This is a genomic window from Sporosarcina thermotolerans (genome assembly GCF_030067815.1).
Lineage (GTDB): Bacteria > Bacillota > Bacilli > Bacillales_A > Planococcaceae > Sporosarcina > Sporosarcina thermotolerans.
On sequence record NZ_CP125968.1, the window covers coordinates 2975499 to 2989364 of the forward strand.

The window sequence follows — 13866 nt, forward strand, 5'->3', positions numbered from 1 at the left end:
CGACTTCCTTTCAAAAAAAAGGCCAATCCCCCACAGGATTGGCCATTATGCATTAAATAAACTTCACCATTTTATAATTTTTCTTACCACGGCGGACAATTGTAAACGCATTGTCTAAACGATCAGCAGCTGTCACTTCATATGCTGTATCTGTCACCTTTTCACCATTCAACGATATCGCACCATTCGTCACGTCTTCCCTCGCTTGGCGTTTAGAAGGTGACACACCCGCTTCTACGATGAATTCGACGATATTCTTATCAGCCAACTCCATTTCAAATGTCGGAACATCCTTGAATGCATCTCTCATTTCCTCGACCGTCAGCGCCTTCAAATCTCCGCTGAACAATGCTTTCGAAATACGAATTGCTTGATCCAAAGCATCTTGACCATGGATAAGACGCGTCATTTCTTCCGCCAATGTTTGTTGCGCTTTTCGTAGATGCGGTTCCTCTTGAACGGAAACTTCCAGTACCTCAATTGCTTCTCTTTCAACAAACGTAAAGATTTTCAAATACTTGATAACGTCTGAATCGGCTGTGTTGATCCAGAATTGATAGAACTCATATGGAGATGTCTTTTCAGGATCCAACCAAACAGATCCGCCCGCTGTTTTACCAAACTTCGTGCCATCCGCTTTCGTTACAAGTGGCATAGTGATTCCGAATGCTTTCGCTTCATCATTATGTGTTTTTCTTATAATTTCAAGCCCTGTTGTAATATTGCCCCATTGGTCTGAACCACCAATTTGCAAACGGCAATTATACTTATCGTAAAGATGGCTGAAGTCAGAACCTTGAACGAGCATATACGAAAATTCGGTAAAGGAAATACCTGTTTCCAAACGGGATGCAACGTTCTCCTTAGCTAACATATAATTGATGCTTAACAGCTTTCCATAATCACGGAGGAAGCTAATAGCGGACATTTCTCCGAACCAGTCTTTATTATCGACTAAAATAGCCGCGTTTTCGTTTTCATTGCCGAAATCAAAAATATTCTCTAACTGTTTACGGATACCCGCCACGTTTTTCGCAATTTGTTCTTCAGAAAGTAGTTGGCGCTCGTCAGCTTTGAATGATGGATCACCAATCATTCCTGTCGCTCCACCGACAAGAACAATCGGACGGTGGCCATGTTTTTGAAAACGACTAAGCGTTAGAAATGGAACGATATGCCCAATGTGCAAGCTGTCCGCCGTTGGATCTGTTCCGCAATATAATGAAATCTTTTCTTCATTCAATACCTTTTCAAGACCCTCTTCATCAGTCGACTGGTATAAGAGGCCTCTCCATTTCAAGTCCTCTATTAACTCGTTCGTCATCCTAATCCCTCCAATAAAATAAAAAAGCCCCTACACGATTCCACTGGAAATCATGCAGGGACGTTATGAAATAGTTCATTTAACGCGGTACCACCCGGCTTGAGAATATCAAAATAATTCTCCGCTCAAAGACGCATTATCGCCGCGTACGCGTCGCACTCCAAAGCTGTAATTCGTCAACGATACCCCGGACAACTTTCACCAACCGTTGCCTCTCTAAACGGATTTATCGCCGCTACTTCGGCTCCTTCACCATCGAAAAATTATATAATCCTTATTGTAATCTAAAATATCCGATTGTCAAACATTTTATATTGATTTGCCCGAAATGTGCTATAATAGGAAGGATTTTGGGGGGATGAAATTTTGAACAAAAAACGTAAAAACAGGATTGACTTAATAGAAGAAAAATTTGAAGCGTTGAAGAATAAAGGGTGGGCAAAAGGTGTTCGTATTACTTCTGGGGTAGTTTGGAATCTCTTCCTTCTATTCCTTATCTTTGGGTTGACACTCGGAGTTTTTGCAACTTCCGTTGGAGCCGGTTACTTTGCTTCACTTGTTGCGAAAGAGCCCCTTCGATCCAAAACTGAAATGCGTAACGCCATTTTCAACTACGAAGAGACATCAGAAATCTATTTTTCAAATGATATATACTTGGGTAAAGTAAACTCTGATATTGAACGGAAACTAACTACTTTAAAAGATGTTTCTCCATTCGTCATTGATGCCGTATTGGCAACGGAAGATGAATACTTTGAAACACATAATGGAATTGTTCCAAAAGCGATTTTCCGTGGACTTTTCCAAGACGTTACAAACTCTTCGAGTCAGACGGGTGGTTCGACCTTAACACAGCAGTTAATAAAGAACCAAATACTGACGAATGAAGTTTCATATGAACGGAAGGCGAAAGAAATTCTTCTTGCCATGCGAATTGAGCATTTTATGGATAAGAGGAGATAATGGAAGCCTATTTAAATATCATTCCATATGGTAGAAACGCTATGGGGCAAAATATTGCAGGAATCGAAACTGCTGCTGAAGGGATTTTCGGCATTCCAGCAAAAAATCTTAATCTTCCCCAAGCGGCGTACATCGCTGGAATACCGCAAGCACCTTTTGCCTATACACCATTTCTTAGCAGTTATTATGGTGGTGGAAAGAAAAACGAAAAAAATATCAAACCTGGAATTGATCGGATGAAAACTGTCCTTTTCAGGATGAAAGAAACAGGTTATATTACAGAAAAACAATATGAAGAAGCAATCAATTACGATATTACAAAGGACTTTAGGGAAAAAACGTTGCGAGCAACAGAAAGATACCCTTATTTAACGCAGGAAATCCAAGAAAGAACTAAAGATATTTTTGCGGAAATGCTTGCTAAAAAAGACGGAATCGATCCAGAACGCTTTGAAGAAGATGATAAAGTCAAAGGAAAATATAAGATACTTGCTGAACGTGAAATGCGTACAGGCGGATACCGAATCTATTCAACAATCGATAAGACTCTCTATGATGAAATGAATAAAGTTGCTGAGGAATTCGAATATTACGGGTTTACATATACTCGCGAAGAAAAGGACCTCAGTACAGGGGAAGTCGTATTGAAAGATGACCCCGTTCAAGTTGGGGCCATCATGCTTGAAAACAATACAGGTCGTATACTATCCTTCGTAGGCGGACGTGATCATCAGTTGATGGCACTGAACCATGCCACACAAGCATTTAGACAAAACGGTTCCTCGATGAAACCACTTCTTGTCTATGCTCCCGCAATCGAATATGGGGTTATCGGAGCGGGCAGTCCAGTAGTCGATGTCAAATTTGATATAAAAGTTGGCAATGATGATTGGAGTCCATCAAACTATTACGCTGATTTGGAAAACGGGATAATCCCAGCAAGAAAGGCACTTTCCGAATCACTGAACCTTCCTACAGCGCGGTTATACAATGAAATTATTGATAAGCGGCCTGCTGAATTTCTAAAGAAAATGAATTTTACGAAACTACACGCCGAAGATTATGTGAACTATTCCACATCATATGGTGGGATGAAGATTGGGGTAAGTGTCGAGGAAAATACAAATGCTTTTGCAACTTTTGCAAACGGTGGGAAGTTTATCAAATCGTATATCATTGACCGAATCGAGGATATGAACGGCAACATCGTTTATCAACATGAAGTAAAACCGGTTGATGTATTTAGCCCTGAGACTGCCTATATCATCACCGATATGCTAAGAGATGTCGTAAAGCCTGGAGGTACAGGACAACAAGTGCCTGGCTTTATGAACTTCAATACAGATCTTGCTGCAAAAACAGGTACAACAAATGGATATGGGGATGCTTGGTTGGTCGGTTATAATCCTAATGTTTCGCTTGGTCTATGGTTTGGATATAAAGACCATACGCGAAAATTGTACACGAGGGGAACCGGGCAAATGCATCCGACGACCCGAACGACAATGCTATTTAGTCGATTATTGAACAAGGCAAATGAAGTGAAACCTGACATTATAGGTGCTGGCGACTCATTTAAGCAACCTGAAGGAGTAGTTTCTAAACCATTCTGTGCGATTTCGGGACTGGCCCCGTCTGAGGCTTGTTCAAATGCTGGTTTAATCAGATCTGACCTATTCAATTCGAAAGTAATGTTACCAACTGAGCCTGATGACAGCATAATCGATGCCTCCTATGTTTCTGTCAAAGGCAGCCGGTATATGTCACTTCCATCTACCCCTTCTGAATTCATTGTTGCAGGTGGTACTGGAGTAAGCCAAAGCTATATTGACAGGATGCTTGGATCTTGGGGCGGCGATGCCTCAAAACTATTCCCGTCCTCGTCCATATTCTCATCAGGTGTTGTATGGGGGCGGAATTCCCAGCCGACGATGTTGCTCCAGCGGGGTAAGCGCGTCAATCGAAGGTTCAAATTTAGTTTGGACTGAATCTTCATCGAACGATATTATCGGTTATTATGTTTTCCAAAATAACACTAAGATAGCTACAGTGTTCGATGGATCGGCTAATTCTATATCTGTAGGACCTGGCACTTACCATGTCAAAGCTGTAGATATAACTGGTCTTTTATCTGAAGCATCGAATAGTATTACAGTTGAAAGCCCAGAGCCACCAGAACCACCAGCAACTGAGCCTGACGAGGACAAAGAAGATGATAAAACAGAACCAACCCCTCCTCCAGGTAATGATGAAGGCGATGATGGCGATGAAACTGGAAATAATGGGAATAGCGATAATAAGGGTAACAAAGGAAATGGAAACAACGGAAATAACGGTAATAAAAAGCCGCCATCCGGAAATGATGACGACGATTAAGAAAATGGGACCCCATAACTTCATGGGGTCCCTTTTATATTGGTTTTATTAATCTTCCATTGTAGACAAATCACCTTCAGGCAAGTTCAGTTCCCAAGCCTTCAATACACGGCGCATGATTTTTCCGCTTCGTGTCTTAGGTAGTTTATCTTTAAATTCGATTTCACGCGGAGCCGCATGTGCTGCAAGCTCTTTCTTGACGAACTGCTTAATATCATCGGAAAGTTCTTCAGATGGTTCATATCCTTCATGAAGTGCAACAAAAGCTTTAATGATTTCTCCACGGACCGGATCCGGCTTCCCAATCACTCCAGCCTCGACAATCGCAGGATGTTCAAGTAACTTGCTTTCCACTTCAAAAGGACCTACTCGCTCTCCACTTGTCATGATGACGTCATCAACACGACCTTGGAAGAAGAAATAGCCATCTTCATCCATATAAGCAGAGTCGCCTGATACATACCACTCATTATTCATGAAATAAGAATCATATTTCTCCGGGTTATTCCAAATAGCACGCATCATAGCTGGCCAGCCTTTTTTAATCGCCAAATTCCCCATTCGATTTGGAGGTAATACTTGTCCACGATCATCTACTATAGCAGCTTCAATTCCAGGAACCGGTTTCCCCATCGACCCGGGCTTTATAGGCAAAGACCCGAAATTACATATTGTTTGGGCACCAGTTTCTGTCATCCACCATGTATCATGGATTCTCAGTTTGAAAACTTCCATCCCCCAACGAATTACTTCTGGATTGAGTGGCTCACCAACTGATAAAATATGTCTTAAGGATGAGAGATCATACTTTTCCAATGGTCCCGCTCCTGCTCCCATCAGCATGCGAAATGCTGTAGGCGCACTGTACCAAACAGTTACACCATAGTCTTGAATGGCTTCATACCAGCTATCCGTTGAAAACCTTCCTCCAAGGATCAGCGATGTTGCTCCAGCAAGCATTGGTCCAAAGATTCCATAGGCTGTCCCAGTAACCCATCCAGGATCCGCTGTACACCAGAAGATATCTTCATCCTTTAAATCCATAACCCATTTTGTCGTCTGCAATTGTTGCACCATCGCCTCTTGTACATGAAGCACACCCTTCGGTTTCCCCGTCGATCCCGAAGTATAATGAAGCAACGTCGGAGATTCTCGTTCCATCCATTCGACCTGAAAGTATGGGGACGCTTCTTTAAAATGTTTCATGAAGTCAACATGCAATGTATCCTCTTCAATATTCTCTCCCACAAGAAATATTGTTTTTAAGTGAGGTAATTTTTCAACAGGTATCCTGCCGACCAATTCGGGTGTTGTAACAATCGCTTTTGCTTCACTATCAGATAGGCGATCGTATACTGCCCCCTCCATGAACGCCTCGAACAACGGCCCAACAATCGTACCCATTTTAAGGGCACCAAGTATTGAAAAATACAATTCTGGAGATCTTGGCATGAATACAAAAAGACGATCTCCTTTTTCCAATGTTGAATGATTTCGTAACACATTGGCAGCTTTATTTGACATTCTCTTCATCTCATTAAAAGTATAGGCCTCTTTACGATTTGCATCTTTGTAATAAAGCGCCACTTTATTTTTTCGATAGGAATCGGCATGTCGATCCACAGCCTCATACGCGATGTTAATGAGCCCGGTCTTATGCCAGCTGAATTCCTTCTCTGCCTCTGACCATTGAAATTCCTTCGCTGTTTGGTCATAATCCTGCAATTGATAATCCCCCTGCATTACAGGTAACATTTTACTCTCCATTCCTATCACCCTTTCAAAGAACATTTGACCCCTACTATTTTACAGTAATTCTTCTATATTAGCTAACATTTTGGTATATTTTGATTGTTTTATAAGTTTGCTTCTCTTCTTATGCAAGAAAAAAAGCGCCCGTGGGACGCTTCCATTGCATGCTTATATTGAATATGGATTGTTAGTGTAATCCGCTAAGGTTTTCATCATAAGGGTTCGCATACAAATCAATATCAAATTCAGCTTTTATACTATTTGCAAATTCAACCTGTTCATTATCAATATGCAAACCAGGTGTATACCCATTTTCCATTACTATGACAATTGAAAAGTGGCACTCTAACTTAAACTCCGCTTTCAATTGATTTATTAATTCCCTTTTACCTATCAACTGTCCTAATACTGGATCCATTTGGTTTTTCACGTCAATAGACTCCTGATATCCTGTGCTTAATTCCCAAGCTGTTTCTTTTCGGTAATGAATGCCTGTTGAAGTAACGTTTTGATTAAAGGGTCTTTTAATAGCATCACCCTTTTTATAGGTTTTTGTAGGTTCAATTCCCAATGTTTCTGTCACTAAGTCGATTGGAAAATCTTCACCATATATACTGAAATATACCATTACTTGAGTTTTGTCCAAATAAAACTTTCCCTTCGGATCTTCTACCCATCATTATATAAATAACCGAACTAAACGCTTTTCAATTTGAAATTCAAATTCTCTAATGCATAGGTTAGTTTCAGCATCGAGAAGATTGATCTCAATTGATATGGAGTCCCAGCTTTCTAAATAAGTGCGTTCCACGGATTTTTGAAAACCTCTTACTTCGGAACGCTTTTTCAAATAGTAAGGTTTTTCATGAGTTGAACCTCTCGCCACTTAACAAACTTGCAGTTTGTTTGAAGTGGAGATTCCTAAGAACACTGACGTAACCGTCAGTTATTGATTAGGCTATCCCCGCAGTCCCTACGGTTAGAAGCCTTCCGGCTTCGTTTTTAATATTTTTACTTGCGTTAATATCCCTATCGTGATGCGCACCACAAGAGGGGCAGCACCATTCGCGCAGTGCGAGATGCTTAACGTCTTTATTTTGGTATCCACAAGATGAACAAAGTTGGGAACTTGCGAATGTCTTAGAAACAGCAACAACTTGCTTGCCATACCATTTCGCTTTGTATTCAAGCATTGTTCTAAATTGGGACCAGGATGCTTCACTAATCGCTTTTGCTAATTTACGGTTCTTTAACATGTTTGATACTTGCAGATCCTCAACACCGATGACATCGTGGTTTTTGACAATCTCGGTAGAAATTTTATGCAAGTAGTCCACTCGTGTGTTTGTGATTTTTTCATGCAGGAGGGCGACTTTCCGTTTTTGTTTTTGATAGTTTTTTGCTTCATCAAGTTTACAGTTTCTCTTTAAAGCTAATCGTTGCCTTCTGGAGAGGATGCGCTGTGCATCAGCGAGCCTTTTCTCCATCGTTCGAAAAAACTTGGGGTTTTTGTATAGCGTCCCATCTGACAGGATTGCAAATTCCTTCAGACCGACATCGATGCCGATGGAAGAGCCGGTCTTTGCTAACTGCTGTATTTCCACTTCAGCCAGAATGGATACAAAATATTTCCCAGATGGATTTCGTCTGACCGTTGCATTAAGAATGCGGCCTTCAACTTCGCGACTTTTGGCAAAACGGACAAACCCAAGTTTAGGAAGTTTGATTTTATTTCCTTCAACCGCAATATTTCCATTCGTATGTTTTGTTGTATAGGATTGTACTTTATTCTTTTTCGATTTGAATCGGGGTGCTTTATTTTGCCGTTTAAAAAAGCGTCCATATGAATCTGCGAGATTCCTAAGTGAAGATTGGAGGGCAATGCTGTCAACTTCCTTTAACCACGTCAGTTCCTTTTTCAGCCGTGTTAATGCGGCAGAACAGGAATTGTATGTCAATCCTTTGCCTGTTTCTTTGTAGGTGTCATTCCAACGCGCCAAGAAATGATTGAATACAAAGCGTGAGCAACCGATGGTTTTAGCAATCAGTATTTCCTGTTCTTTGTTTGGATAGATACGGAATTTATACGCTTTATTGACCAGCATTGACCTCACCTCACTTCAAACCTTGATTTTCAATATACCGTTTTACTACTTCGATAGGAGAACCACCAGCGGTTAGCAAGCAAAAACTTCTTGTCCAAAACATTTCCTTCCACAGTTTTTCTCTAACATGTGGAAATTCCTTTTTGATCATTCGAGAACTTGCACTCTTATAAGCATTGATGAACTTGGACATTTCTGTGTTTGGATGGGCCTTGAATAGAATATGAATATGGTCGGAATCGTGATTCCATTCAACTAATGATATATTATATTTCTCACCAAATTTTACAAACATGTCCTTTGCGTAGTCAGACATTTCATCATTGAAAACTTTTTTTCTGTATTTAACGACCAAAACAAGATGATAATACAGTAAGAACACTGAATGGTTGTTGCTATCTAATTTCATTGTAGTGTCAGCCTTTCTATTGCTTAACACTAATTATACTATTAAAATACTAAGTATTCAAACAAATTAATCTTTAGGCTTATGCCTAACCGACATTCATCTCCCACTTACTCATTGGGCTTTGCCCTTCACATTCCTTGAAGTGGGAGTCTTCTGTCGGAAATTGATAAATTAAAAGTACTTTCATCAATTTTCCACTCACCGAATTGAATATTTATGTTTCGGTCAAGTTTATTTTGTGAGTCAAAACCAAAAAACATTTCTTTCGTTTCTTCATTATAATAAATCCCCATTATTTTCAAGTAAAATCTATTATCATTAATTAACGGTATTTGGATACCTGTATTGTCATCCGGCTCCCCAGCCCATTCTTTCCACTGTTCTTTAGACCACGTATCCATTTTACTTTTATCATATGTCTTCTGTGTAAATTCAACATTAACAATTTCACGTCGATCAGTCATCGTTTTATTCCCCCTAAAAAATAAATAACCAAAACTATCGGTCAACAATCTCATTTAACCGAACAGGCTTAAAGCCTTTTCCTAGAATTGCACCACTTTCAGGAATACAGTTATTACGAATGACTCTCATCTTCTTTGCTATAAATTTCATAAGCAAAATATCCAAATAAAAAACCTATCCCAGGTCCCCAGGTCATTGCAGATAGTAAGGAAATTGCTGAAAATATGCTTAATAGTACAGCAACAGCAATACCAATCATCATTCCGAATGGTATTAAACTATCCAATAAATTTTGAGCGCCTTTTGTTTTTTTCTTACCCAGGGTGCCATCCTCATATTTATGTTTCATTCTTAGAATTACAAATACTGAAATTCCTCCCATTATTACAAGGGCAATACAGCACGCGCAAAATCCAATGCTAAACCCATATTATAATCCACCTTTCGGTTTGCTGTAGATAGCTCATTTAAAACAATATACTATCTAATAGCCAATAGTACTTGCCTCTGGACATCTTCAAAATACCTCCGCCTTTTTTCCTAGACAAAATCTTAAACATTCATCTATAACCCAAAAGCATATAGAAGTTATGATCGATGCAATAAAAAACATTTCATAACTTCTCCAGAATTGGCTAAAATCCCGTATTAATGTTTGGGACTCAAATAAAAGTCCTACGATAAATATAAATCCCAAACCAAAGATAGCGTGGATAACAAAAGACCAACATATCCGCTGATTATTTGAAAACCGCTTAGTTAATTTTTCTGATAGAAGTGACACAGGAAGTCCGTTCAGTAATATAACGGGAATTGCAAACCAACTTATAAAGAACGCCATTGGAAAAACGGCTAACAGTTCTTCTCCGTCTGCATATACAAACCAAGCAGCAATAAGTAAGATTGATAACAACGAGGCAAAAGTCAGAGTTAAAATGTTCCTTTTTAGCATACTCACCCTCCTTTCCTTTCTACTCTTCAACAAACAAAACAACCTTTTAACTTATTTTACCATAGATTTACCTAAATCTTTTGAAAGCTTATCATCCGTCTTGAAGTAGTGTATGGTTCCAGGTTCTGAAGCAATTCGAAATTCTATGACTTCCCGTAGAGTGAGTGCAACTTTCCATAGACCGGCCCCAACTTCCCATAGACCGACGCGGACTTCCCATAGAATGCAGCAGACTTCCCGTAGACCGATGCGGACTTCCCATAGACTCGAAACGACTTCCCGTAGATTCGTCGACTGCCCTCCCGGAGCGGAAATCAACGTGGCCCATCATCATTATTAGTTTTTTTAATGAATTCCAATTACCATAGTCATTATTTGTTGTATACTTAAATAAGGTCTATTGATTAGGACGGTGATAAATTTGGAACATGTCAAAACGTATAATGCAATGGAAATCAAACATAAGAACGGAAACCTTATAATCGAAGGCCCAATTCCCGGAAAGGAATTAGCAAGTCTCGATTTCCATAAGGACCTAATAGCATTCAGACCTCCAGAACAGCAACACAAAGCGTTAATTGAAATTGCTGATCTTCCTGAAGGCAGAATCATTGTTGCTCGTGATAATAATGAGATAGTCGGCTATGTTACCTATTTGTATCCGGATCCCCTCGAAAGATGGTCACACGGGAAAATGGAAAACCTTATCGAATTAGGAGCAATCGAAGTCATTCCCAAATATCGCAGTGGTGGCGTTGGAAAAACCTTACTTGAAGTCTCAATGATGGATGATGCGATGGAGGATTATATAATCCTGACAACAGAGTACTATTGGCATTGGGATTTAAAAGGAACAAAATTGAATGTATGGGAATATCGAAAAGTGATGGAAAAGATGATGAATCACGGCGGTCTCGTATACTACGCAACTGACGACCCCGAAATAAGTTCACATCCTGCAAATTGCTTAATGGCCAAAATTGGAAAGCGAGTAGATCAGGAATCGGTTCAGGAATTTGATAGTTTGCGATTCATGAATCGTTTCATGTATTGATAGGAGGTAGTTAAGAATGCTTATCGAGGAAATTATGAAGAGGAACGTCTTTTCACTTTCACCCCACCATACCGTCAAAGACGCATTGTCAATTATGCAGGAAAAGAAAATCCGGCATCTTCCAATCGTTTCAGAAACGACGGAACTGCTTGGAATCATAACTGATCGAGATATGAAAGAAGTGTTACCCTCCCTTTATTCTGATACGACGGATGTAACCGTTTACAAAAAAACTTTATCCGAAATAATGACAAAGAATCCGATTACCGGGCATCCCATGGACTTTGTCGAGGAGGCAGCGGTTGTTTTTTATGATAATCAAATCGGTTGTCTTCCAATTGTGTCAAACAACAAATTGGTCGGCATCTTAACAGAGACCGACCTTCTGTATAAATATATTGAATTAACAGGTGCCCATCAACCGGGCTCACAAATCGAAGTGCGTGTCCCTAACATTCCAGGCATTCTGTTTGAAGTATCCAAAGTGTTTTACGAGCATAAAATAAACGTCCAAAGTATACTCGTCTATCCGGATAAAGAAAATGAAGATAATAAAATTCTCGTTATTCGACTTAAAACAATGAATCCACTTAATGTTATTAAAGGGTTAAAGAATAATGGATTTGAGGTTTTATGGCCGAATGTTCCAGGCATGGACTTATGAAAAAAGAAGCGGTATTCATCTATTCAAAAGAACAACTTGGATACACATTTTCCGAATCCCATCCTTTCAATCAAAAAAGACTTGTGCTAACTTTGGATCTGTTAAAGAAAATAAACGCAATAAACGATGAAGATATCATCGCTCCAAGGATTGCAACGGACGAAGAACTTTTATTGGTGCACGATCAGCGATTTATAGATATTGTAAAAAGGGCTGGCAAAGGACAAGTTAGTGATGATATCGGCTCTGTTTATGGTATCGGCACAGAAGACACTCCCATCTTCCCAAATATGCACGAAGCAAGTGCAATGCTTGTAGGGGGAACTTTGACTGCAGTTGATGAAGTGATGGAAGGCAGGTCAAAATATGCTGTGAACCTCGGCGGCGGGCTTCATCACGGGTTCAGTGGCAAAGCATCGGGATTTTGCGTCTATAACGACAGTTCGGTCGCCATTAAATACATGCAAAAAAAATACGGAGCACGGGTACTTTACATAGACACCGATGCACATCACGGCGATGGAGTCCAATGGACCTTTTACGATGACCCAGACGTTTGCACACTTTCCATTCATGAAACAGGCAGATACCTTTTCCCGGCACAGGCAGTGTCACGGAACGCGGCAATGGAAAAGGATATGGGACTTCATTCAACTTCCCGATTGATGCATTCACCGAGGACGAATCATTTCTTGAAATTTATAAAACCGCCATCGAGGAAGTAGCAGCTTTCTTCAAACCCGATGTCATTCTGACACAAAACGGAGCTGACGCGCATTACTTCGACCCATTAACACATTTATACGGGACGACGGAAATCTTTGAACAAATACCAAGGATTGCAAGAGAAATTGCAGAGCGATATTGTGAGGGCCGATGGATTGCCGTTGGCGGTGGTGGATACGATATTTGGCGAGTCGTGCCAAGAGCATGGTCACAAATTTGGTTAGCCATGAAACAAATCCCTGCCCCAACCGGCAACCTACCCGAGGATTGGCTCAACGCTTGGGGGAACCAATCCCCTGTCCCACTTATCAAAACATGGCAAGACCCAAAACCATTATACGACCCAATTCCAAGAAAGGCCGAAATAACAGAAAAAAACACCCAAATGCTAATCAAAGCACTACACATCATTCGGAATCAACAATAGTTCTATAAACTGTTGCTATGCGTTTCAGTTGGACTTTTCGGTGACAATTATTCTTTAGCTAAAAGTTAGGATAGAAAGTGAGTGTTCTTTTTAGGATTGAGCTGTATGTAAAGGACATTGAAGAATCATTGATATTTCATCATTTTTGAAGCTTAGTGGTGATAAACCTCGTACAAGTGGTGATAACAGTCCTCTGAGTGGTGATAAACATACCCTAAGTGGTGATAAAGTCGGCTTGAGTGGTGATAACCGCTTTTCTGGTTTAAAAATGCCAATCTGAGGAGAATTTGTCAGTGTTTATGGCATACCATATCCAAAATAACGATATTGTGTGTTACTCTTTTTACGATTTGGCGCGTTTGTAGTACAGAAGCAGACTCGTAGTTGATTGTAGCGGAAGACGGCCGACTCCGGGAGGATTAGCGAGAGCCGTAACGAAGAACGGCTCTTGCGAGTGAAGCGTAGCGAAAAGGAGCACGTCTTTGCTCTGACAGGTGAAACAACCAACGGCAGCGAAGCGAACGGGTTGGTTCACCGCACGCCCTCCGGAAAGCGTGCCGTCTGAAGCGCAAATCAACGTGCTGCACGGTTTTTCAGTTGAGAAATCTTCATAAACGAGTCTTTAGTAACTTCCATAAATAAAAGCTGT

13 protein-coding genes and 2 pseudogenes are annotated in these 13866 nt (G+C 40.3%); 6 read left to right on the plus strand and 9 right to left on the minus strand.

Annotation, left to right across the window (positions count from 1 at the left end; genetic code table 11):
- Positions 1-52: 52 nt before the first annotated feature.
- Positions 53-1324, minus strand: coding sequence for a tyrosine--tRNA ligase (gene tyrS, locus QNH10_RS16810; RefSeq protein WP_283732475.1), 1272 nt, complete (start codon positions 1322-1324; stop codon positions 53-55).
- Positions 1325-1915: 591 nt separating this feature from the next.
- Here tyrS and QNH10_RS16815 point away from each other — a divergent pair.
- The 3 genes and pseudogenes from QNH10_RS16815 to QNH10_RS16825 form a co-directional block, all read left to right on the plus strand.
- Positions 1916-2427 (plus strand): annotated as a pseudogene (locus QNH10_RS16815) (transglycosylase domain-containing protein); the annotation flags it as partial.
- 537 nt (positions 2428-2964) lie between these two features.
- Positions 2965-4275 (plus strand): transglycosylase domain-containing protein, encoded by a 1311-nt coding sequence (locus QNH10_RS16820; protein ID WP_283734675.1) that lies wholly within the window; start codon positions 2965-2967, stop codon positions 4273-4275.
- Between the two features lie 61 nt (positions 4276-4336).
- Positions 4337-4663, plus strand: a complete 327-nt coding sequence (locus tag QNH10_RS16825) for a hypothetical protein (protein WP_283732476.1) — start codon at positions 4337-4339, stop codon at positions 4661-4663.
- A gap of 48 nt (positions 4664-4711) precedes the next feature.
- On the opposite strand, the gene acsA is transcribed toward QNH10_RS16825, so the two are convergent.
- The 8 genes from acsA to QNH10_RS16865 all read right to left on the minus strand — a co-directional run bounded on the left by acsA (position 4712) and on the right by QNH10_RS16865 (position 10664).
- Positions 4712-6430, minus strand: a complete 1719-nt coding sequence (gene acsA, locus QNH10_RS16830) for an acetate--CoA ligase (RefSeq protein ID WP_283732477.1) — start codon at positions 6428-6430, stop codon at positions 4712-4714.
- Between the two features lie 172 nt (positions 6431-6602).
- Positions 6603-7061, minus strand: a complete 459-nt coding sequence (locus QNH10_RS16835; RefSeq protein WP_283732478.1) for a DUF4279 domain-containing protein — start codon at positions 7059-7061, stop codon at positions 6603-6605.
- 307 nt (positions 7062-7368) lie between these two features.
- Positions 7369-8520: an IS200/IS605 family element RNA-guided endonuclease TnpB gene (tnpB, locus tag QNH10_RS16840; protein ID WP_283732479.1), complete on the minus strand. Its 1152-nt coding sequence runs from the start codon at positions 8518-8520 to the stop codon at positions 7369-7371.
- Positions 8521-8530: 10 nt separating this feature from the next.
- Positions 8531-8929, minus strand: a complete 399-nt coding sequence (gene tnpA / locus QNH10_RS16845; protein ID WP_283732480.1) for an IS200/IS605 family transposase — start codon at positions 8927-8929, stop codon at positions 8531-8533.
- 128 nt (positions 8930-9057) lie between these two features.
- Positions 9058-9393 (minus strand): hypothetical protein, encoded by a 336-nt coding sequence (locus QNH10_RS16850; RefSeq protein ID WP_283732481.1) that lies wholly within the window; start codon positions 9391-9393, stop codon positions 9058-9060.
- 113 nt (positions 9394-9506) lie between these two features.
- Positions 9507-9776, minus strand: a complete 270-nt coding sequence (locus QNH10_RS16855; protein ID WP_283732482.1) for a hypothetical protein — start codon at positions 9774-9776, stop codon at positions 9507-9509.
- 135 nt (positions 9777-9911) lie between these two features.
- Positions 9912-10346, minus strand: coding sequence for a hypothetical protein (locus tag QNH10_RS16860; RefSeq protein ID WP_283732483.1), 435 nt, complete (start codon positions 10344-10346; stop codon positions 9912-9914).
- A gap of 51 nt (positions 10347-10397) precedes the next feature.
- Positions 10398-10664 carry a hypothetical protein gene (locus QNH10_RS16865; RefSeq protein ID WP_283732484.1) on the minus strand — a complete coding sequence of 89 codons (267 nt, stop codon included), beginning with the start codon at positions 10662-10664 and terminating at the stop codon, positions 10398-10400.
- A 103-nt stretch (positions 10665-10767) separates the two neighbouring features.
- Here QNH10_RS16865 and QNH10_RS16870 point away from each other — a divergent pair, with 103 nt between their 5' ends.
- The 3 genes and pseudogenes from QNH10_RS16870 to QNH10_RS16880 all read left to right on the plus strand — a co-directional run bounded on the left by QNH10_RS16870 (position 10768) and on the right by QNH10_RS16880 (position 13217).
- Positions 10768-11400 (plus strand): GNAT family N-acetyltransferase, encoded by a 633-nt coding sequence (locus QNH10_RS16870; protein WP_283732485.1) that lies wholly within the window; start codon positions 10768-10770, stop codon positions 11398-11400.
- Between the two features lie 16 nt (positions 11401-11416).
- A complete protein-coding gene (locus tag QNH10_RS16875; RefSeq protein ID WP_283732486.1) occupies positions 11417-12064 on the plus strand; it encodes an acetoin utilization AcuB family protein in 648 nt (215 codons plus the stop codon).
- Positions 12034-13217: pseudogene (locus QNH10_RS16880) on the plus strand (acetoin utilization protein AcuC). The gene QNH10_RS16875 and the pseudogene QNH10_RS16880 overlap by 31 nt, the downstream one beginning before the upstream one ends.
- The last annotated feature ends 649 nt before the right edge of the window (positions 13218-13866 follow it).